This is a genomic window from Rahnella sikkimica (assembly GCF_002951615.1).
GTDB classification, from domain to species: Bacteria; Pseudomonadota; Gammaproteobacteria; order Enterobacterales; family Enterobacteriaceae; genus Rahnella; species Rahnella sikkimica.
In genome coordinates this window covers 2,994,542-3,017,228 of the sequence record NZ_CP019062.1, presented here as the reverse complement: position 1 = coordinate 3,017,228, position 22,687 = coordinate 2,994,542, and the positions used below count along the sequence as shown (strand labels likewise).

The 22,687-nt window shown below is 54.0% G+C and carries 16 protein-coding genes; 11 read left to right on the top strand and 5 right to left on the bottom strand.

Annotated features, from left to right (window positions below; translation table 11 throughout):
* Positions 1–97: 97 nt before the first annotated feature.
* The 4 genes from deoC to deoD all read left to right on the top strand — a co-directional run bounded on the left by deoC (position 98) and on the right by deoD (position 4,492).
* Complete coding sequence (deoC, locus tag BV494_RS13920) at positions 98–877, top strand: deoxyribose-phosphate aldolase (RefSeq protein ID WP_104923417.1); 780 nt, start codon at positions 98–100, stop codon at positions 875–877.
* Positions 878–967: 90 nt separating this feature from the next.
* Positions 968–2,296, top strand: coding sequence for a thymidine phosphorylase (deoA, locus tag BV494_RS13915; RefSeq protein ID WP_104923416.1), 1,329 nt, complete (start codon positions 968–970; stop codon positions 2,294–2,296).
* Between the two features lie 88 nt (positions 2,297–2,384).
* Entirely contained in the window at positions 2,385–3,608 is a 1,224-nt protein-coding gene (deoB, locus tag BV494_RS13910; protein WP_104923415.1) for a phosphopentomutase, read from the top strand.
* 164 nt (positions 3,609–3,772) lie between these two features.
* Positions 3,773–4,492, top strand: coding sequence for a purine-nucleoside phosphorylase (gene deoD / locus BV494_RS13905; RefSeq protein ID WP_101075083.1), 720 nt, complete (start codon positions 3,773–3,775; stop codon positions 4,490–4,492).
* A gap of 215 nt (positions 4,493–4,707) precedes the next feature.
* On the opposite strand, the gene BV494_RS13900 is transcribed toward deoD, so the two are convergent.
* A complete protein-coding gene (locus BV494_RS13900) occupies positions 4,708–5,496 on the bottom strand; it encodes a YtjB family periplasmic protein (RefSeq protein WP_104923414.1) in 789 nt (262 codons plus the stop codon).
* Positions 5,497–5,646: 150 nt separating this feature from the next.
* Here BV494_RS13900 and serB point away from each other — a divergent pair, with 150 nt between their 5' ends.
* The 5 genes from serB to BV494_RS13875 all read left to right on the top strand — a co-directional run bounded on the left by serB (position 5,647) and on the right by BV494_RS13875 (position 12,313).
* On the top strand, positions 5,647–6,612 hold the full coding sequence (serB, locus tag BV494_RS13895) for a phosphoserine phosphatase (RefSeq protein ID WP_104923413.1): 966 nt from the start codon (positions 5,647–5,649) through the stop codon (positions 6,610–6,612).
* Between the two features lie 154 nt (positions 6,613–6,766).
* A complete protein-coding gene (gene radA, locus BV494_RS13890) occupies positions 6,767–8,149 on the top strand; it encodes a DNA repair protein RadA (protein WP_104923412.1) in 1,383 nt (460 codons plus the stop codon).
* Between the two features lie 86 nt (positions 8,150–8,235).
* Complete coding sequence (nadR, locus tag BV494_RS13885; protein ID WP_104923411.1) at positions 8,236–9,495, top strand: multifunctional transcriptional regulator/nicotinamide-nucleotide adenylyltransferase/ribosylnicotinamide kinase NadR; 1,260 nt, start codon at positions 8,236–8,238, stop codon at positions 9,493–9,495.
* Positions 9,496–9,884: 389 nt separating this feature from the next.
* On the top strand, positions 9,885–11,438 hold the full coding sequence (locus tag BV494_RS13880) for a DUF3300 domain-containing protein (RefSeq protein ID WP_104923410.1): 1,554 nt from the start codon (positions 9,885–9,887) through the stop codon (positions 11,436–11,438).
* 17 nt (positions 11,439–11,455) lie between these two features.
* Positions 11,456–12,313: a DUF2950 domain-containing protein gene (locus BV494_RS13875; protein ID WP_104923409.1), complete on the top strand. Its 858-nt coding sequence runs from the start codon at positions 11,456–11,458 to the stop codon at positions 12,311–12,313.
* Between the two features lie 64 nt (positions 12,314–12,377).
* Here BV494_RS13875 and BV494_RS13870 read toward each other — a convergent pair whose 3' ends face one another.
* On the bottom strand, positions 12,378–13,379 hold the full coding sequence (locus BV494_RS13870; protein WP_104923408.1) for a zinc-binding alcohol dehydrogenase family protein: 1,002 nt from the start codon (positions 13,377–13,379) through the stop codon (positions 12,378–12,380).
* Positions 13,380–13,478: 99 nt separating this feature from the next.
* On the opposite strand from BV494_RS13870, the gene BV494_RS13865 reads away from it, so the two are divergent.
* Entirely contained in the window at positions 13,479–14,390 is a 912-nt protein-coding gene (locus BV494_RS13865; protein ID WP_104923407.1) for a LysR family transcriptional regulator, read from the top strand.
* 58 nt (positions 14,391–14,448) lie between these two features.
* On the opposite strand, the gene ettA is transcribed toward BV494_RS13865, so the two are convergent.
* The 3 genes from ettA to BV494_RS13850 all read right to left on the bottom strand — a co-directional run bounded on the left by ettA (position 14,449) and on the right by BV494_RS13850 (position 20,109).
* A complete protein-coding gene (gene ettA, locus BV494_RS13860) occupies positions 14,449–16,116 on the bottom strand; it encodes an energy-dependent translational throttle protein EttA (protein WP_104923406.1) in 1,668 nt (555 codons plus the stop codon).
* A gap of 218 nt (positions 16,117–16,334) precedes the next feature.
* Positions 16,335–17,033, bottom strand: coding sequence for a transcriptional regulator RcsA (gene rcsA, locus BV494_RS13855; protein WP_104923405.1), 699 nt, complete (start codon positions 17,031–17,033; stop codon positions 16,335–16,337).
* Between the two features lie 337 nt (positions 17,034–17,370).
* A complete protein-coding gene (locus BV494_RS13850; RefSeq protein ID WP_104923404.1) occupies positions 17,371–20,109 on the bottom strand; it encodes a cation-transporting P-type ATPase in 2,739 nt (912 codons plus the stop codon).
* Between the two features lie 646 nt (positions 20,110–20,755).
* Between BV494_RS13850 and sltY the strand changes: the two genes are divergently transcribed.
* On the top strand, positions 20,756–22,675 hold the full coding sequence (sltY, locus tag BV494_RS13845) for a murein transglycosylase (RefSeq protein WP_192938168.1): 1,920 nt from the start codon (positions 20,756–20,758) through the stop codon (positions 22,673–22,675).
* Positions 22,676–22,687: the final 12 nt, after the last annotated feature.

Here is a 22,687-nt window from a genome sequence, read left to right as displayed (position 1 = left end):
GCAGAATTCTGCCCCCGACGTTATCCGCCGGAACGAATTCATGACTGTATGCTCAGTTCTGGCCGGTCGCTGGAATTGAAAATTGTTGGAGAGTTATATGACCGATTTAACCGCCGCAGCACAACGTGCGCTGAACCTGATGGATTTAACCACGCTGAACGAAGACGACACCGATGCAAAAGTGATCGCGCTTTGTCACCAGGCCAAAAGCCCGGCAGGTAACACCGCTGCTGTTTGTATTTATCCTCGTTTTATCCCGATTGCGCGTAAAACCCTGCGTGAGCAAGGAACGCCAGATATCCGTATCGCCACTGTGACTAACTTCCCGCACGGTAACGACGATCTTGAGATTGCGCTGGCAGAAACCCGCGCCGCCATTGCTTACGGTGCTGATGAAGTCGACGTGGTATTCCCATACCGCGCACTGATGGCCGGTAACGAGCAAGTGGGTTTTGAGATGGTTAAACAGTGCAAAGAAGCCTGTGCTGCCGCGAACGTTCTGCTGAAAGTGATCATCGAAACCGGTGAGCTGAAATCAGATGCGCTGATCCGCAAAGCCTCTGAAATTGCTATCAAAGCTGGCGCTGATTTCATCAAAACTTCTACCGGTAAAGTGCCTGAAAACGCCACATTGCACAGCGCTGAACTGATGATGAGCGTGATTGCTGAAATGGGCGTGGGCAAAGCCGTCGGTTTCAAACCAGCCGGTGGTGTGAAAACGGCTGAAGATGCTGCGCAATATCTGGCGCTGGCTGACCGTCTGCTGGGCAGCGAATGGGCTGACGCACGTCACTTCCGTTTCGGTGCTTCCAGCCTGCTGGCAAGCCTGCTGACCACTTTGGGTCACGCTGGCCAGAAAGCCACCAGCAGCTACTAAGCACCATTACACGAACTCTGCCGTGGCGCTGTTTAACAGCGTCCGGTATTCGCGTCCGCATCCGGCGCTCAGCTTAAGCAGGGGGATACCTTGTTTCTCGCACAAGAAATTATTCGAAAAAAACGTGACGGCCAGCCTTTAAGTGACGAAGAAATTCGTTTCTTTGTGAACGGCATTCGCGACAGCCAGGTTTCAGAAGGTCAGATTGCCGCGCTGGCCATGACCATCTATTTCAATGACATGACCATGAAAGAGCGCGTTTCGCTGACCATGGCGATGCGCGATTCCGGCACCGTGCTGGACTGGAAAAGCCTCAACCTGAACGGCCCGATTGTGGATAAACATTCCACCGGCGGCGTGGGTGATGTGACCTCCCTGATGTTAGGCCCGATGGTCGCCGCGTGCGGCGGTTATGTGCCGATGATTTCCGGCCGCGGGCTGGGTCATACCGGCGGTACGCTGGATAAACTCGAAGCCATCCCGGGCTTTGATATTTTCCCGGACGACAGCCGTTTCCGCAGCATTATTCAGGATGTCGGTGTGGCGATTATCGGCCAGACCAGCTCGCTGGCACCGGCGGACAAACGCTTCTACGCAACGCGTGATATCACCGCGACCGTGGATTCTATTCCGCTGATCACCGCGTCGATCCTCGCCAAAAAACTGGCAGAAGGGCTTGACGCACTGGTCATGGACGTCAAAGTGGGTTCCGGCGCATTCATGCCGACCTACCAGCTTTCAGAAGATCTGGCACAGGCGATTGTGGATGTGGCCAATGGCGCGGGTTGTAAAACTACGGCGTTGCTCACCGACATGAATCAGGTGCTGGCGTCCAGCGCCGGTAACGCCGTCGAAGTGCGCGAAGCCGTGCGTTTCCTGACCGGCGAATACCGCAATCCGCGCCTGCTCGAAGTGACGATGGCGCTGTGCGTGGAAATGTTGTTATCCGGCGGACTGGCAAAAGACGACGCGGACGCCCGCAGTAAATTGCAGGCTGTGCTCGACAACGGCAAAGCGGCTGAAGTCTTTGGTCGCATGATTGCGGCACAGAAAGGCCCGACTGATTTCATCGAACATTACGACCGTTATCTGCAACAGGCCACGCTGACCAAGCCGGTATATGCCGAAGGCAACGGCATTGTCAGTGCGATGGATACCCGCGCGCTGGGCATGGCCGTGGTTTCACTGGGCGGCGGTCGCCGTCGTGCCAGCGATGCTATCGACTACAGCGTCGGTCTGACGCACATGGCGCAATTGGGGCAGCAGGTGGATACCCGTCAGCCACTGGCGATGATCCATGCCAACAGCGAAGAAGCCTGGCAACAGGCAGCGGAAGAAGTGCGTGCGGCGATTGTCCTGAGTGACAAAGCGCCGGAAAGCACGCCGGTGGTGTATCGCCGTATCGGCGGCAACGCTTGATTTCAGGCTAAATCGCCCCCATCTAAGAACGATCAGGTGCGCGGCAGTTCCGCGTGACCCAATGCGTAACCATTCGCAGGAGAGCAAAATGAAACGTACATTTATCATGGTGTTAGACTCATTCGGTATCGGTGCCAGTGAAGATGCCGAGCGCTTTGGCGATGCCGGTTCTGACACGCTGGGCCATATCGCTGCTGCCTGCGCGCGTGGCGAAGCCGACAAAGGCCGCAAAGGGCCGCTGAATCTGCCGAACCTGACCCGTCTTGGGCTGGCGAAAGCCGCTGAAGAATCTACCGGCAAAATCCCGGATGGCATGGATGGTCATTCTGAAATCACCGGCGCGTATGCCTACGCCAGCGAACTTTCTTCCGGTAAAGACACACCATCAGGCCACTGGGAAATCGCCGGTGTGCCTGTGCTCTTCGACTGGGGTTATTTCAGCGACACCACCAACAGCTTCCCGCAGGAATTGCTGGATAAACTGGTGAAACGCGGCAATCTGCCGGGTTACCTCGGCAACTGCCACTCTTCCGGCACCGTCGTGCTGGACGATTTAGGCGAAGAACACATGAAAACCGGCAAGCCGATTTTCTACACCTCAGCGGACTCCGTTTTCCAGATTGCCTGCCACGAAGAAACTTTCGGGCTGGATCGTCTGTACGAACTGTGCGAAATCGCCCGTGAAGAACTGACCGAAGGCGGCTACAACATTGGCCGTGTTATCGCGCGTCCGTTTATCGGCGACAAAGCGGGTCACTTCGAACGTACCGGCAACCGTCATGATTTAGCGGTAGAGCCACCGGCACCCACCATCCTGAAAAAACTGGTTGATGAGAAAAACGGCCACGTGGTTTCCGTCGGTAAAATCGCGGATATCTATGCGCAGGTCGGTATCACCAAAAAAGTAAAAGCCACCGGGCTGGACGCGCTGTTTGACGCGACCATCAAAGAGATGAAAGACGCGGGCGACAAGACGATTGTCTTCACCAACTTTGTTGATTTCGACTCTTCTTACGGTCACCGTCGTGATGTTCCGGGCTATGCTGCTGCGCTTGAGCTGTTCGACCGCCGTCTGCCGGAATTGCTGGAGCTGGTCAAAGAAGACGACATCATCATCTTCACCGCTGACCACGGTTGCGACCCGACATGGCGTGGTACAGACCATACCCGTGAGCACATTCCGGTGTTAATCTATGGCCCGAAAGTAAAACCGGGCTCGCTGGGCCACCGCGAAACCTTCGCGGACATCGGGCAGACGGTCGCGAAATACTTCGATCTGACACCGATGGATTACGGTAAATCCATGCTCTAAACCCTACGTCTTTCAAGCTGTAGCGTTGTTGGCTTCACGCCTTCACCCCAGTCACTTAGCGGTCTAAGCTCCTGGGGTTTCACGCGCTTGCCGCCTAGCTACAACTTGAAATCCATAGGGTTTAAGTTCAGTGATTTTTTATAAAAATTTAAGGAAAGAGAACAATGGCAACTCCACACATTAATGCTGAAATGGGCGACTTCGCTGACGTAGTGCTGATGCCGGGCGACCCGCTGCGTGCCAAGCATATCGCAGAAACTTTCCTTCAGGACGTTAAGCAGGTCAATGACGTGCGCGGGATGCTGGGCTTCACCGGCACCTACAAAGGCCGCAAAATCTCTGTGATGGGCCACGGCATGGGCATTCCTTCCTGCTCAATTTATGCCAAAGAGCTGATCACTGAATTCGGCGTCAAAAAAATCATCCGTGTGGGTTCCTGCGGCGCGGTGCGTGAAGACATCAAACTGCGCGACATCGTTATTGGTATGGGTGCCTGCACCGATTCCAAAGTTAACCGCATGCGTTTTAAAGATCACGATTACGCGGCTATCGCGGATTACGACATGGTGCGTAACGCGGCAGATGCGGCGAAAGCCAAAGGCATCAACGCGCGCGTCGGTAACATCTTCTCCGCGGACCTGTTCTACACGCCAGACCCGCAGATGTTCGACGTGATGGAAAAATACGGCATTCTGGGTGTGGAAATGGAAGCCGCCGGTATCTACGGCGTGGCAGCTGAATTCGGCGCAAAAGCGCTGACCATCTGTACCGTTTCCGACCATATCCGTACGCATGAACAAACCACTGCCGCTGAACGTCAGACGACCTTCAACGACATGATCGAAATCGCTCTGGAATCCGTTCTGCTGGGCGACAAAGAATAAATTCTGCTGATTATTGCAGACACGAAAACGGGCGCCGAAAGGTGCCCGTTTTGCTATGCGTTTTTGTGTGTTTATTGAAAGAAGGGTGAGAGTTACTATCAATAATATCTATAAAATATAGAGCGTTATGTTTTCAGGGATGTCTTTTTTGTATGAAATTAGCTATGCATTTAGCTATGCATAGCCTGGTCGACTCACTTTCCGTGAGTCCTGAATCACTTAGGCCGGCTGCGTTTCAGGCTGCGGTAGGCGGCCTGAGCCGCTTCTTTGGTTTGCGCTTCTGTGGCCGGTTTTACCTCGGCAACGCCGGCTTCCGGCTCAGGAATATTCAGCACCGGCGGCGGGCCGAATTCGTCCGTCTCTTCTTCCTGCTCATCATCTTCTTTCACCGGTTTACTGGCGGTCAGCAGGAACGGAGATTGCTGCCAGCGCGAACGGCGGCCTTGCAACAATGTGCGCGCCAGAATGATCCCGACACCCAATGCCGCAAGCATCATCAGGCGCAGCAGGTTGGTGGTGTTATCGACCTGCTTGGATTCCGTCGCCAGCACATGGGTATCGAGCGTAATACGCAAGAACCCGCTCGGGCCATTTTTATCTTCTATCGGCACCACAATCTGATGATTGAAATAGCTGCCCGCGCGCTTACCGTCCAGCGATAACCGGTCGCGCACCGGCACCTGCTCGCCCGCATGGGCCACCAGAGAGCCGTCGGATTCATAAACGCTGGCATCAAGAATGCGACTGCCATCGGTAAGCTGACTCAAAATAGTGGAAATTTGCGCGATATCAGCGCCATCATTGTCGCTGTCCATCAGTGGCGCGAGTGAAAACGCCACCTGCTTCGCGAGTGTCTGGGCGAGTTGCTCCACCTGAGTGGAACGCGCCAGTTGATGTCCCAGGCTGAAATAGGATGCGCCTTGCATCAGAATGACTAATAACGCCAGGCTTATCAGTACGATAGCGGCGCGGTGCAGGCGAAATTTTAGTTTGGCCTTGGCCATTCTGTTTCCTTGCGATTTTCGATGACTTTAATGTTGCCAGAAGCGGTAGCGATAGGGTAGCTTGATGCCTCGTTTTACCCGGCGTTACCTCTGCCTTTTCACTCGTTTTATGAACCGTCGTTTATAACAAAACAATCTACCGGAGCCATCATGCCAAACAGTCTGACCTATTGCGATCTTCCTGCGGAGATCCATCAATGGCCGGGACTTCCCCTTTCACTGAGCGGTGATGAAGTCATGCCACTCGATTACCGGGCGGGACACACCGGATGGCTGCTCTATGGTAGAAAACTGGATAAAACGAGCATTACGCTTTTCCAGCGCCACTTAGGCCGTGCTCTGGTCATTGTCAGTGCATGGGCAGTAGAAGGTTATCAGGTTGTTCGTCTGGCGGGTTCACTGACCTCCGACGCACAAGTTCTGGCCGAATCTTTTGAATTCGATGTCGCCCAGTTGGGTAAAGTGCCTTACCTGCGAACGCCTGGCCTGCTGGTTATGGACATGGATTCTACCGCGATTGAGATTGAATGCATCGACGAAATTGCCAAACTGGCGGGCGTCGGTGTGCAGGTAGCAGAAGTCACCGAGCGTGCGATGCGCGGCGAGCTGGATTTCTCCGCCAGCCTGCGTCAGCGCGTTGCGACGCTCAAAGATGCCGATGCCGGGATCCTTGAACAGGTGCGCCAGACGTTACCGCTGATGCCGGGCCTGACCGTGATGGTGCAGCGCCTGCAGGAAGCGGGCTGGCATGTGGCGATTGCGTCCGGTGGTTTTACGTATTACGCCGAATACTTGCGTGACCGGCTGAATCTGGTGGATGTGGCAGCGAATGAGCTGGAAGTCCGCGACGGTAAACTCACCGGGCGGGTGATCGGGCCGATTGTTGATGCCCAATACAAAGCCGATACGCTGTTAAAACTGGCGGAAAAACTGGGCATTTCTCAGGAGCAAACTATCGCAATCGGCGATGGCGCGAACGACCTCAAAATGATGGCCGTTGCGGGGATGGGCATTGCTTATCACGCGAAACCGAAAGTGTATGAACAGGCTTCCGTGTGCATCCGTCATGCCGATCTTTTAGGGGTGTTATGCATTCTCAGCGGCAGTCAGTCTTAATACCCGTCATACTTCAGATTGCCTCTGTGTTGGCTACGTTCGCTCACCCGAATCACTTACTTGTGTAAGCTCATCGGGATTCGTTCTCTTGCCGCCTTGATGCAACCCGAATTATTTAGGGTATCAATTTCTATTATGTTCAAAGAGGTAAGTTGTGGCGAAAGCAGCAAAACGTGCATTTGTGTGTAATGAATGTGGCGCAGATTATCCGCGCTGGCAGGGGCAGTGCAGTGCGTGTCAGGCCTGGAACAGCATTACTGAAATCCGTTTAGCGGCTTCCCCGACTGTTGCGCGCAACGAGCGTCTGACCGGTTACGCGGGTGATGCGGGCGTCAGCCGTGTGCAAAAACTCTCTGATATCAGCCTCGATGAACTTCCGCGTTTCAGCACCGGTTTCAAGGAATTCGACCGCGTGCTGGGCGGCGGCGTGGTGCCCGGAAGTGCAATTCTTATCGGCGGTAATCCGGGCGCGGGGAAAAGTACGCTGTTGCTGCAAATTTTGTGTCACCTCAGCGAACACATGAAAACCCTCTACGTCACCGGGGAAGAATCACTGCAACAGGTGGCGATGCGCGCGCACCGTCTGGGTTTACCGACGTCGAACATGAATATGTTGTCGGAAACCAGCATCGAACAAATCTGCGAAATTGCTGACAAAGAACAGCCGAAACTGATGGTGATCGACTCCATTCAGGTGATGCATATGGCGGACATTCAGTCATCGCCGGGCACGGTCGCACAGGTGCGCGAAACCGCCGCCTATCTCACCCGCTTTGCAAAAACGCGCGGCGTGGCGATCGTGATGGTCGGCCACGTCACCAAAGACGGCTCGCTGGCTGGCCCGAAAGTGCTCGAACACTGCATCGACTGTTCCGTTCTGCTCGACGGCGATGCCGACTCCCGTTTCCGTACCTTGCGCAGCCATAAAAACCGCTTCGGCGCCGTGAATGAACTGGGTGTATTCGCCATGACCGAACAGGGTCTGCGCGAAGTCAGTAATCCGTCTGCTATTTTCCTGAGCCGTGGCGATGAAATTACGTCGGGCAGTTCGGTGATGGTGCTGTGGGAAGGGACGCGGCCCTTGCTGGTTGAAGTGCAGGCGCTGGTAGATCACTCAATGATGGGCAATCCGCGTCGCGTAGCCGTCGGGCTCGAGCAAAACCGGCTGGCGATTCTGCTGGCGGTTCTGCACCGTCACGGCGGTTTGCAGATGGCGGATCAGGACGTGTTTGTGAACGTCGTGGGCGGCGTGAAAGTGACGGAAACCAGCGCAGATCTCGCGCTGTTGCTGTCCCTGGTCTCCAGCCTGCGTGACCGCCCGTTACCACACGATTTGGTGGTGTTTGGCGAAGTGGGGCTTGCGGGGGAAATCCGTCCGGTACCCAGCGGTCAGGAACGTATCACCGAAGCGGCGAAGCACGGATTTAAACGCGCTATTGTGCCGCATGCCAACGTGCCGAAAAAAGTCCCTGCCGGAATGCAGGTGTTTGGAGTCAAAAAACTGGCCGATGCGCTGGCAATCCTCGACGATTTGTAACGGTTGCCGGGTGTCTTTTATCCCTGTCTTTGTGTTATTTTTTGTTTAGCTATTTTTGTTTAGTAAAGCAAACATAAGGACAGGGTATGTCTCAGTTCGATTATCTGAAAACCGCCATCAAGCAACAGGGACGCACCTTACAGCAGGTGGCGGAAGCCAGCGGGATGACCAAGGGTTATCTCAGCCAGTTGTTGAATGCAAAGATAAAAAGCCCCAGCGCACAAAAGCTGGAGGCGCTGCATCGCTTCCTTGATCTCGAATTTCCCCGCCGCGAGAAGAATATCGGCGTCGTGTTCGGTAAGTTTTATCCGCTGCACACCGGCCATATTTATCTGATTCAGCGCGCCTGTAGTCAGGTCGATGAACTCCATATCATCATGGGCTATGACGAGCCCCGTGACCGCGAACTCTTTGAAAACAGCTCGATGTCTCAGCAGCCAACGGTCAGCGATCGATTGCGCTGGTTATTGCAGACGTTCAAATACCAGAAAAACATCCGTATCCATGCCTTCAATGAAGAAGGGATGGAGCCGTATCCGCACGGCTGGGATGTCTGGGGACGCGGTATCAAAGAGTTCATGAGCCAGAAAGGCATTGAGCCCAATACCATTTATTCCAGCGAAGAGGCCGACGCGCCGCAGTACCGCGAACATCTCGGGATTGAAACGGTGCTGATCGACCCGAAACGCTCATTCATGAATATCAGCGGCCGTCAGATACGTCAGGATCCTTTCCGCTACTGGGATTATATTCCAACCGAAGTGAAGCCATTTTTTGTGCGCACCGTGGCGGTTCTGGGCGGCGAATCCAGCGGAAAATCAACCCTGGTCAACAAGTTAGCTAATATCTTCAACACCACCAGCGCCTGGGAATATGGCCGCGATTACGTCTTCTCACATCTGGGTGGCGACGAAATGGCGCTGCAATATTCAGACTACGATAAAATCGCACTCGGTCAGGCGCAGTACATTGATTTTGCGGTGAAATATGCCAATAAAGTCGCGTTTATTGATACCGATTTTCTGACGACGCAGGCGTTTTGTAAAAAGTACGAAGGGCGTGAGCATCCGTTCGTTCAGGCTCTGATGGACGAATACAAATTCGACCTGGTGATTTTACTGGAAAACAACACGCCGTGGGTGGCGGATGGCCTGCGCAGTCTCGGCAGTACGACCGATCGCATGTCATTCCAGAACCTGCTTATCGATATGCTGAAACAGAATAATGTGGATTACGTTCACGTTGAATCATCCGACTACGATCAGCGTTTTCTCGAGTGCGTGGATTTAGTGAGAAACATGCTGGCTGCGGATACCAGCCGGTTGAACGATCCGAATGTGAACTGACCGGTTTTTCCCGGAAAACTCAGGCGTCTGTTTTACGAAACAGGCGCTTTTTTATGTCCGCTATATTTATCATTCAACGTGCAGAAACCTGTTTATTATTCATGTGGTGAATGATTGTGGTGTGTGTATTTTAAATAATTATCAATGGATTCATCTGATTGCATCCTTGCCGGGATTTAATTAATTCAGCTTGTAACAGCCTGAATTAAAAATCGCCGTGGTATCAAAGTGTTGGCAGGTTCAGTGTTAGCCGGGTTTTTATTGCGCATTTTATGCGTAAATCTCATTTGCGAAATAAAAATAGAGTGGCGTCCGTTGAGTTTTATTTGTCCGATTATACTCATTCATTGTGCCTCTCATTCCGGCTGAGGCTTTTTAAGGTGATCCGAATGAATTTATCATTCAAGCCCTGGGGTATCGCAGTCGTGTGCAGCGCTGGCGCTTTTGCGCTTGCCAGCGTGATGTTTATGCAGGGCTGGTTTCCGGTGCGCAGTCAGGCTGAAACCACCGTTCAGACCGCACCGCCTGCACCCGTTGCGGCAGCTGCTGTTACCGTTCCTCCGCCTGCCACTCCCGTTACACCTCCAGCTTTTACACAAGCTCAGCTCGATCAGTGGGTTGCGCCCGTGGCGCTTTATCCTGACAGCCTGCTTTCTCAGGTGCTGATGGCATCTACTTATCCGACCAACGTGATCCAGGCCGTGCAGTGGTCGCGCGATCATCCGCAGAGTCAGGGAGATCCCGCCGTGAAAGCCGTAGCGAATGAGCCCTGGGATCCGAGCGTGAAATCTCTGGTGGCGTTTCCGCAATTGCTGGCGCTGATGGGGGAAGATCCGGCATGGGTACAAAATCTGGGGGACGCGTTTCTGGCGCAACCCGGTGACGTGATGGACACCGTGCAGAAATTCCGCGAAGTCGCGCAAAAGAGCGGGGCACTGAAAAGCACGCCGCAGCAGAAAGTCACGGTGAAACCGGCGGCGCAGGGCAGCAGCACAACCGTCGTTAATGCGCAGCCCGCGCAGCAGACCATCATTATTGAATCCGCCGACCCACAGGTGGTTTACGTACCGAGCTATAACCCGAACGTAGTTTACGGCGCATGGCCGACACCGGCTTATCCGCCGGTGTATCTGCCACCGCCGCCGGGTCAGCAGTTTGTGAACGGCGTGGCGTCCGGCATCGGTTTTGGCGTTGGCGTGGCGGCAACGTACGCGATTTTCGGCAATATTGACTGGGACGATGATCATCATCACGACGATTACGACCACCATGACGATCATCACGACGACGGCCATCACGGCGGTTCTTCCAACAATTACGTCAACGTAAACGTCAATAATTACAACCGGATATCCGGCAATAACAACAACGCGGTTAACCATTCGGGTTCAGGCGCGACGCAAGGCTGGCAGCATAATCCGGCCTTCAACGCGGGTGTACCGAATAACCGGGCAAACCTGAGCGGTGCGACGCAAAATCAGGCGCTGAACCACGTGGCGCAGCGTAATAATTACCGGGGTTTTGACGGCAGTGGCGGCGCACAAAACAATCTGAGCGGGCAGACCGTGGATCAGCGGCGTCAGCAGGCGGCTTCGGTGATGAATAACCATCAGGGAAATTTGTCGGGTGCCACGCATCCTGCGCCCCGGGCCGTTCCTGCCAGCAGGCCATCCATGCAAGCCGATAATCATCAGGTTTCCGGTCGCCAGTTGCCACAGCAGCATCAGGCACTCAACAGACAACAAAACGGCAATCAGCCGCAAAGGCCAAACTTCCATCAGGCCAGTAACATGAGTCGCAGCACGGCATTCAGCGGGAATTCGAGCCGCGCGCCGTCATGGCAACAGCAGCAATCGCGGGGTAATCAGAGCCGCCAGCAGATGCAAAACTTCCAGCACGCACGCCCGGCGAACGCGGAACCCGTTCATTTGCACCGTCGCTAGGCCTACGAGGAAAAGTCATGAAGACATTACGTAATATTGTGATTTGCACCAGCCTGCTTGCCCTGCCTCTGACGGGATTTGCGCAGCAGGCGTTTTCCCATCCGGAGCTGGCGGCGCAGGCGCTGGTAAACGCAACGCAGGCGCATGACGATAAGGCGCTGGGGAAAATTCTCGGCAACGACTGGCAAGTCTATTTACCGCAAAAAAACGTGGATCCTGATGAGGTCGCGCGTTTTCTGCGTGACTGGAATGTCAGCCACAAAATTGTCGAGCAGGGTGATATTGCGCATCTGAACGTCGGGGAAGAAAACTGGCAACTGCCGATCCCGATGAAACGCACGGCGCAGGGCTGGGAATTCGATATGGTGGCGGGTGTGGCGGAAATTGAAACCCGCACCATTGGCCGCAATGAGCTTTCAGCGATTCAGGCGGTTTCTGCTTACGCCGACGCGCAGCATGAATATCAGCTCGGCTCAGGGCAGTTTGCGCAGAAGATTATCAGCACTGACGGGCAGCACGACGGATTGTACTGGCCGGTTAAAGAGGGTGACGCACCAAGTCCGCTCGGGCCTGTTTTCGGTCAGGATCAGCCCGGCACCGATTATCACGGCTACTACTACCGAATTCTGACCGCGCAGGGCGGAAATGCCAGCGGCGGGGCGCACAGTTACATCGAAAACGGGAAAATGACTCAGGGATTTGCGCTCATCGCGTGGCCGGTCTCTTATGGTCATACCGGTATCACCAGTTTTATGATCAACCAGCAGGGCGATGTGTATCAGCAGGATTTAGGAACCGATACCGATACTTTAGCACGGGCGCTGACGGCGTTTGATCCGGATGCGAAATGGCAAAAGGTTGATGACGGCGACTAGCCGGAAGCACTGAAGCAAAGAACCCCGCCATGAAAATCGCGGGGTTTTGCTTTTACAGACGGGGTCAGAAAGCGACGACGACTTTGCCCTGCATGTGACCATCGAGCACTTTCGCGTGAGCCGCCTCGATGCTTTCCACGGTCAGACCGTGCAGGGTTTCGCTCAGCGTGGTGGTGACTTTACCTTCATCCACCCGCGCGGCGACTTGTTTCAGGATCTCGCCCTGCTGCGCGATATCTGGCGTATTGAACATGCTGCGGGTATACATCAGTTCCCAGTGCAGCGCGGCGCTTTTCAGCTTCAGCTTGTTCATATCCAGCGGATGTTCGTTCTCAACGATGGTACAGATGTGGCCCATTGGCGCAATCAGATCGGTAATCGCGTCCCAGTGACCGTCGGTGTCATTCAGGCACAGTATAAAATCCACCTGTTTGATGTCGTATTTCGCCAGCTCACCTTTCAGATCTTTGTAGCTCACGGTCAGATCGGCACCGCGATCCAGACACCACTGCGCAGATTCCGGACGCGAAGCGGTCGCAATGACTTTCACTTTGCTTTGCAGCGAAGCAAACGGGATCGCCAGCGAACCGACGCCACCCGCACCGCCGATAATCAGCAGCGTTTTATCGCCCGAGGCATCCTGAATTTTAAGGTGTTCGAACAGCGCTTCCCATGCGGTCAGGGCAGTCAGCGGCATGGCGGCGGCCTGCGCCCAGTTCAGGGATTTCGGTTTGAGAGAGACGATGCGTGAGTCGATCAGTTGCTCTGAAGCATTGCTGCCGGAGCGGGTGATGTCACCGGCGTACCAGACCTCGTCGCCCGCTTTGAAGTTTTTCACCGCGCTGCCCACGGCTTTCACAATGCCGCTGGCATCCCAGCCCAGAATTTTTGGGGTATCAAGGCCGCTTTTCTGCACGCCTTTATGCACTTTGGTGTCGACCGGGTTAATCGAAACGGCTTTCACTTCCACCAGCAGGTCATTTTCGCCCGGCACCGGTTGTGGCAGTTCGATGGCGATAAAACGGGATGGTTCTTGTGGATTTACGGCAATCGCTTTAACAGACATAAAAATTCCTCCATTGGGTATTCAGACAGTCTAGTCCTCCGGCGGCAGCCTGATAAGATGGACAATAACTAACAAAGTGTTCGTCTGAGGTGAACAATCGTGTTTAAACAATTACAGGATATGGCGCTGTTTGCGCTGGTGGCGGAATGCGGCAGTTTTACTCAGGCGGCCAGCCGCGCCGGTTTGCCGAAATCCAGCGTCAGCCAGCGGATAAGCCAGCTGGAGAAATCCATTGGCCTGCGGTTACTGAACCGCACCACGCGCCAGCTCAATCTGACGTTTGCCGGTGAACGCTATCTGATCCACTGTCAGGAAATGATGCAGGCCAGCGAGCGGGCGGAACTGGCGATCCGCCGCTTGCGTGATAACCCGAGCGGACGTTTGCGCATCACCAGCCCGGCGGGGCTGGGTGCCACGTTACTGGCGCGGGTAAATGTCGAATTTCAAAAACGTTACCCGGACGTTTCGCTGGAAGTTTCAGTGTCTGACGCACTGGTGGATCTGGTGCAGGAAGGATTTGATATCGCGCTGCGCACCGGCAAGCCGCAGGACTCCTCGCTGATTGGTCGCGAACTCGGCCACAGCCCGCGCTATCTTCTGGCTTCACCTGATTATCTGGCGCAGCATCCGCTGATCGAATCGCCTCAGCAGCTGGCCTCGCATCACTGTATTGCGCACCGCGCCTGGTCGGAATGGGTGTTGCATCGCGGCGAAACGTATCATCGCTGGCTGCTGCCTTCGGCGCATACCACCGACAATCTGCTGTATGCGCGGGAATGCGCGCTGGCGGGCGCTGGCATCACGCTGCTGCCGGCGTTTTTGTGCCATGACGAAGTAGCCGCCGGCACGCTGGTGCGGGTGTTGCCGGAGTGGGAAGCGGAAGGCAACGATCTGTATCTGGTGTATCCGGGGCGGAAACTGAATTCTCCGGCGCTGGCCTGTTTTATTGATTTTATGCTGGAAGAATACGGGTTTGCGAAGAGTTACAGCGAGGCGCTGGCGGGGGCATAAGGGGAATTTTGCTCATAAAAAAGGCCCGTTGCCGGGCCTTCATTCGTACATAAGACGATTACTTGATCATCTTCTTGTACTTGATGCGCTTCGGCTCTAACGCTTCGGCACCTAAAGTCCGTTTTTTGTATTCTTCGTATTCGGTGAAGTTACCTTCGAAGAATTCAACTTTACCTTCATCCTGATAATCGAGGATGTGAGTCGCGATACGGTCGAGGAACCAGCGGTCATGGGAAATGACCATGGCGCAGCCCGGGAATTCCAGCAAGGCGTTTTCCAGTGCGCGCAGGGTTTCGATGTCGAGGTCGTTGGTCGGTTCATCGAGCAGCAGCATGTTACCGCCAACCTGCAGCAGTTTTGCCAGATGCAGACGACCGCGCTCACCACCGGACAACTCACCGACGCGTTTGCCCTGATCAACCCCTTTGAAGTTGAAACGGCCCACGTACGCGCGGCTTGGCATTTCGGTTGTGCCGATACGCATGATGTCCTGACCACCGGACACTTCTTCCCACACGGTTTTGCTGTTGTCCATTGAGTCACGGAACTGATCAACGGACGCCAGTTTTACGGTATCGCCCAGCTCAATCGTGCCGCCGTTCGCTTCTTCCTGACCGGACATCATGCGGAACAGCGTGGATTTACCGGCACCGTTCGGGCCGATAATCCCGACGATAGCGCCTTTCGGTACAGAGAAGGACAAGTCGTCGATCAGAACGCGATCACCGTAAGACTTGCTCAGGTTCTTCACTTCAACGACTTTATCGCCCAGGCGTGGACCCGGTGGAATGAACAGTTCGTTGGTTTCGTTACGTTTCTGGTATTCGGTGTTGTTCAGTTCTTCAAAGCGGGCCAGACGGGCCTTGCCTTTAGACTGACGGCCTTTCGCGCCCTGACGAACCCATTCCAGCTCTTTCTCAATAGATTTACGACGGGCCGCTTCGGAAGACGCTTCCTGTGCCAGACGTTCATCTTTTTGTTCCAGCCAGGTGGAATAGTTACCTTCCCACGGAATCCCTTCGCCGCGGTCAAGCTCAAGGATCCAACCGGCCACGTTATCGAGGAAGTAACGGTCATGGGTAATCGCCACAACGGTCCCTTCGAATTCGTGCAGGAAGCGTTCCAGCCATGCCACGGATTCCGCATCCAGGTGGTTAGTCGGTTCGTCGAGCAGCAGCATGTCAGGTTTTTCGAGCAGCAGGCGGCACAGCGCCACGCGGCGACGTTCACCCCCGGACAGATTAGCCACTTTCGCATCCCAGTCTGGCAGGCGCAGCGCATCGGCGGCACGTTCCAGCTGGCTGTTCAGGTTATGGCCGTCGTGAGCCTGAATAATTTCTTCCAGCTTGCCCTGTTCAGCGGCCAGCTTGTCGAAATTCGCGTCCGGATCGGCGTACAGCGCATAAACTTCATCAAGGCGTTTGAGTGCGCCAACCACTTCAGAAACGGCTTCTTCCACGGATTCACGCACGGTGTGTTCCATGTTCAGTTGCGGTTCCTGCGGCAGATAACCGATTTTCAGATCAGGCTGCGGGCGTGCTTCACCTTCGATATCGGTATCGATACCGGCCATGATGCGCAGAAGGGTAGATTTACCTGAACCGTTCAGACCCAGAACACCAATTTTGGCACCAGGGAAGAAACTCAGGGAGATGTTCTTAAGAATATGACGCTTCGGCGGAACAACTTTGCCGAGGCGGTGCATGGAATATACGTATTGAGCCACGTTGTTTTGAGCCTCTTTCTCTGCGGGCCGCGCGTACAGGCCGAATCAGTATCACTGACCCGGCAGGCGCTGCGGCGAATTAAAGCCAGCCCCGCCTGACTGCGGCATGACTGATAAGGGTTCCGACTGCGAAGTTTAGCGTGTTTCAGTCGTGTTCCCAACCATCAGGTTCACAGTAAGGGAAGAATGTTGCCAGCCCGATGCAGAGGCGTTACCGATCAGCCGAACGGAACGGAGAATTCATCCGGCTCACCGGTGAGCCGGATAGGTTGGGTTCTGCCGACAAACATCCCGCTGGTCAAAATATCCGTGAGCTTAACAACATGATAAATAGCCTGTTTATTCTGAGTTTTGACTTTGCGTTTAATATTGCCTTTGTGCGATGCCACCGTTTTCTGCTTGATGTTCAGATGCTGGGAAATGTTTTGCGTGTTCAGGCCCGACATCCACATTTTCAGAATGCTCGACTCAGTGCGGCTCAGGCTGACCGGCGTGAGATCCAGCGGCTGTTCAGATTCTGCTTCAGGTTCGGCTTCTGCGGAACGTGACAGTTGCAGATTATGTGCAATCAGCTGGTAGATGGTGGTTGTGCGGATCGATTTCGAAATAATGATGATGTTTTTCCGGATCGGCACATAGTTCTGATAATTCAGATTTTCTTTGGAAATGAAAATAAAGAACAGCGTGCCGGGATGTGCGTTGATCACTTCCCGTAATGCATGACCGGACTGCGCGTCGGTGACGAAGCAGTCTTCGTTGACAAAGATGATTTCAGGCCTCAGGGAATTGCATGTGGCTTGCAGTGCGTCGATGTCCTTAAGCGAAAGAATATCTTTCTGATGTTGTCCGTTAAGTTGCAAGAGTGAATGCAATGCCAGCTGCGTGTAAAAACACTGATCTACAATGAGCGATGACATCGTAAGTTACCTATTTTTTGGCTCTATGTTTTTCTGCAGGCGCAGAGAGCTCGTTTTTATAAGGCGACCGGTTTTTCAACGCAGCCGTATTGCGATGGGGCGTATCCCTGGGAAATTGCCAGAGGGCGGCAAAAAAGACTTTGCTGTGTGACGGGAAAACCCTTACGCAGAGTAATAAGGCGGGGATGGATTGATGTAAATCAGCAGAACCGGCTTTGGGACGTTTTGTGAGATCTTTGAGACAAAATGAGAGCGGGAAGGACTAAAGTTTCAGAATTGTGATGTTTTTAATATAAAAACCGGGCAACAGAACGTCGCCCGGCGAAGAACATTATGATCAGATTTTCTTGCGAATGAAGCGGTTAACCAGCCATTTTTCGATTTCGACAATCACGAAGATCATCGCACCGACCAGCAGGGTAATGCCCCAGAATTTCAGCGGCAGCGGTACGGTGCCAAACAAATGGTTCATGAACGGCAGATAAATCAGCGCCAGTTGCAGCACTAACAGCACGCCGGAAACAATCCACAGGCCTTTGTTGACGAACACTTCGCGGCTCAGCGGGAAACGGTCCATCACGCGGCAGTTAAACATGTAAACCCACTGCGCGGTGACCAGCGTTTGCAGCAAGACGGTACGAATCAAATCGCTGCTGTAGCCGAGCGGTTGCATCCAGGCTTCAAGAATGAAGGCGCTGCAGGCAATCAGAATACCGACGAATGCGATACGCCAGACGGCGTGCAGGTCTAACACATGCTGACCCGGCTCACGCGGACGGCGGCGCATCATGCCTTTCTCCGCAGGCTCGAAGGCCAGACCGAATGACAGCGTGGTCGACGTCGCCATGTTCATCCACAAGATTTGCACCGGCGTCAGCGGGATCACCGCACCCGCCAGAATCGCCAGGATAATCAACAGCCCCTGTGCGAGGTTGGTCGGCAGAATAAACAGAATGGTTTTCTTCAGGTTGTCGTAAACACGACGGCCTTCTTTCACCGCGCTGGCGATGGTCGCGAAGTTGTCATCCGTCAGTACCATGTCGGCGGCTTCTTTGGTGACTTCGGTGCCTTTGATACCCATCGCGATGCCGACGTCAGCCTGTTTCAGCGCGGGCGCGTCATTTACGCCGTCGCCGGTCATGCCGACCACTTCACCGTTTTCCTGCAACGCTTTCACCAGGCGCAACTTATGCTCCGGGCTGGTACGGGCGAAAATATCGTACTGGCTGGCCGCGACAGCCAGCTCAGCGTCGTCCATGTGCTCAAGCTGGTTACCGGTGATGGAATCACCGCTGTTGCCGATGCCTAACATTTTACCGATAGCCATCGCGGTTTCCTGATGGTCCCCGGTGATCATTTTCACGCGGATCCCGGCCTGCTGGCATTGCGCAATTGCATCAATAGCTTCAGGGCGCGGCGGATCCATCATTCCGGCGATACCGGCAAAGACCAGATCATGCTGCAAATCGTCATGGCTCAGATCACCGTCGATTTCCGGCTCATCTTTGAACGCGGCGGCAACCATGCGCAGACCCTGACGGGCGTAGCGCGCCATCTCTTCTTCCCAGTATTCATGGCGGAAAGGCTGCACGCCGTTTTCGGTCAGTTCGAACTTAGCCAGCGAGAACAGGACGTCAGGCGCACCGGTCACAAAGAGCTGCGTTTTGCCGTTAATACGCTGCAACGTAGACATGTATTTGTGTTTTGAATCGAACGGAATTTTATCCAGCGCTTCGACTTTGCCGGTGTTTAGCGTGCATTTTGCTGCCAGGACTTTCAGTGCGCCGGAAGTCGGCCCGCCGGTAATGCCCCAGTGACCTTTGTCGTCCTGAATTAGCTGGCTGTCGTTACATATATCGACCGCCGTGATGAAGGTGTTGAGCACCGGCGTATTGATGACATCAATTTGTTGCTGCGTCGTGGCGTCTGTAATCCGGCCTCTCGGCTGGTAGCTTTCGCCTTCCACGGTATAGGCGCGGTCTGCCAGAATGACGGCTTTAACGGTCATTTCATTCATGGTCAGCGTGCCGGTTTTATCCGAGCAAATGACGGTCATTGAACCCAGTGTTTCAACGGTCGGCAGCTTACGGATAATTGCGTGATTTCGCGCCATCGACTGAACGCCGAGGGACAAAATAATCGAGATGATGGCCGGCAAACCTTCCGGCACGGAGGCCACGGCGAGGCTTATCAGCGACAGCAACAGCTCGCCGAGCGGCATGTCGCGCAGGATAAAGGCGAAGACAAACAGGAACGCCATCATCAGTAAGATCAGGGCGAAAATGCCTTTACCGAGTTTGTCGATTTGCTGCAACAGCGGCGTGCGCTGCGGTTCAATCGACGACATCATCTGGTTGATATGGCCGAGTTCGGTGTCTTTACCGGTGGCATACACCACACCGGTGGCGGTACCGCCGCTGATCATCGTGCCCGAGAACAGCAGGTTGTGACGGTCGCCAATCATGACTTCATCGTCGATAGTGCGGGCTGTTTTGGTGACGACGGTGGATTCGCCGGTCAGGATGGCTTCTTCAACCTGCAGGTTATGTGCGCTGATGATACGCAGGTCTGCCGGGATTTTATCGCCCGGACGCAGCTCAACGATATCGCCGGGCACCAGCTGGTCGGCATTGATGGTCTGAATTTGTCCGTCGCGGAACACAACCGCCTGACTGGACAGCATATTCTGAATGCTTTTCAGTGATTTTTCGGCGCTGTTTTCTTGCAGAAAACCGATCATGGCGTTAATGACGGCAACGCCGAGGATCACCAGCGTATCCACCCAGTGGCCCATCGCGCCGGTCACGACCGCCGCCGCCAGCAGGATGTAAATCAGGACGTCATTGAAATGCGCGAGGAAGCGCATCAGGGCGCTTTTGGTTTGTTTTTCCGGTAAGGCATTCGGGCCAAATTCTTTCAGGCGCTCAGCGGCAACCTGCTGGCTCAGACCGGCTTCGCGGGTTTCCAGGCGAGCCATAGCGTCGTTACCACTAATCTGATACCAGTTTTTGTTTTCTGCCGCCGTTGAAGAAGAAGGGCTGGCATTGGTTTTTACAGATGATGGGGAATGAGTCATATACTTTTCCATAAGCGATGAATAAGGATGCTTGTATGTGATTAAATTAATCGTGTAATAACTACGGGTATTAAAATCGGGTTGATAATAGGGTGTGATAATAAGTAATTACATGAAAATAAAATTGATCTGAACCAGTAAAGACTTTTTTAATCGCAAGTATAATAATACTTTTCAACAAAAACATACTGTTACGTAAATTAGGAATATCGGTATTATTCGTTTTTCATTTAGGTTTTGTTTAGGGTTTAAATATCACGGTAAATTAGCGTAAATAAAGATAAGTTTTGTCAGTGCATTTATTTATATTGTCATTGTAAGCGTGCTATCTGTTTTTTTCTCTCGCCTGTTAAGAATTTTCAAGCCGATAATAAAAACATGAGCGTTTATTCGTTTGCTACGTTGTGTTACGTAAAATAAGCGCGGGGTTCACTGGTAACGGCCTGACGCTTGCATCACACTGTGTAAAGTTTGTAATGCGCTTCCCGCATGACTTCAATTTTAAAAATGAATCGATTAGCGTAGTGACTGTCTGCAGAACGAAGAACGGTTCTTATATCAAAAACAGCGCGTCTGTAGGGCAATATCTGTGCCGCTGGCACAGCAGGAAAGACAACCCGTGAGGATAAAGGTAAGTATGGTCAAGGTGGACAAATGGCACGCTCTGGCAATGAGCGTAATGCTGGTAACAGCATCGGGTGTGGCGAAAGCGGATTCGCTTGAGTCGCAACGTCAGCACTATATGCAGATTAAGCAGGCGTGGGATAACAATCAGATGGATGTCGTTGGCCAGCTGATGCCGACGCTCGAAGATTATCCTCTTTATCCTTATCTCGAATACCGCCAGCTGACGCAGGATCTGGGTGAGGCGACGCCGGCTCAGGTCAATGCTTTTGTAAAAGCGAACCCGACGTTACCGCCAGCACGTTCCCTGCCTGCACGCTATGTGAATGAACTGGCGCGTCGTCAGGACTGGAACAGTTTGCTGTCTTTCAGCCCGCAGCCACCGAAGCCGGTCGCTGCCCGCTGTAACTATTACTATGCCAAATGGACCACCGGCGACCAGAAAACCGCGTTCGATGGCGCGAAAGATATCTGGTTAACCGGCACGTCACTGCCGGGCACCTGCGATAAATTATTCTCCGTCTGGCAGGGCGCCGGAAATCAGACCGCGCTGACCACGCTGCAACGTATTGGTCTGGCAATGAAAGCCGGGAACACCAGTCTGGTCAGTTTTCTGGCGAAGCAGTTGCCCCCGGATTATCAGACCATGCGCGACGCGCTGGTTGATCTGCAAAACAACCCGAATACGATTGAAAGCTTTGCGCGCAACGTCGGGCCGACGGATTTCACCCGTAACGCCACCAGCATTACGTTCGCCCGCATTGCCCGTGATGATTCGGAAAACGCACGTTCGATGATCCCGGTTCTGGCCCGTTTGCAGAAGATGAGTGACAGCGATCGCCTTGAGCTGGAAGAAGCCGTGGCCTGGCGTTATATGGGCAGCGATGCCACGCCGGAGCAGGCCGCATGGCGCGATAACGTGATTCTGCGCAGCCATTCCACCACGCTGGTTGAACGCCGGATCCGTATGGCACTGGCAGCCGGTGACCGTCAGGGGCTGAGTCAGTGGCTGGATCGTTTGCCGTCCGACGCTTTGCAGCAGGACGAATGGCAATACTGGCGTGCGTCAGTGATGATCGACAAAGGGCAGCGTTCGCAGGGCGAAGCGATGTTGCGCACCTTAATGAAGGGGCGCGGTTTCTATCCGATGGCGGCGGCGCAGAAGCTGAATGTCGCGTATCCGATGCAGATTTCTGTGGCGACGAAACCGGATTCCAGCATAGCGTCATTGCCTGAAGTGGCCCGCGTTCGCGAGCTGATGTACTGGCAGATGGATAATCTGGCGCGCACTGAGTGGAGCTATCTGGTGAGCAGCCGCACCGAGGCACAGCAGTCTGCGCTGGCGCGTTATGCCTTCGAGCAGAAATGGCCGGACCTGAGCGTGCAGGCCACGATTACCGGCAAGTTGTGGGATTATCTCGAAGAACGTTTCCCGCTGGCGTGGCCGGATGAATTCCGCCGCGCGACCAACGATAAAGGCATCACCCAAAGCTACGCGATGGCGATTGCCCGTCAGGAAAGTGCATGGAACCCGAAAGCACGTTCTCCGGTGGGCGCGGCTGGCCTGATGCAGGTTATGCCTGCGACGGCGCAGCATACGGTGGAGATGTTCGGTTTGCAGGGTTACAGCAATCCGGCGCAGTTGCTGGATCCGCAGATGAATATCACCATCGGCACCAGCTATCTTGAATACGTTTATCAGATGTTTGGTCGCAACCGTATTTTATCCAGCGCGGCTTATAACGCCGGTCCGTCGCGGGTGAATACCTGGCTGGGAACCAGTGCGGGCAGGGTGGACTCTGTCGCATTTATCGAAAGTATCCCTTTCTCTGAAACGCGCCGATATGTTAAAAATGTGTTGGCTTATGATGCGTTTTATCGCTATTTTTTACACCAACCGGCCAAAATTTTGACGGATGCCGAATGGCAGAGGCGTTACTGATTTTCGGGCGTT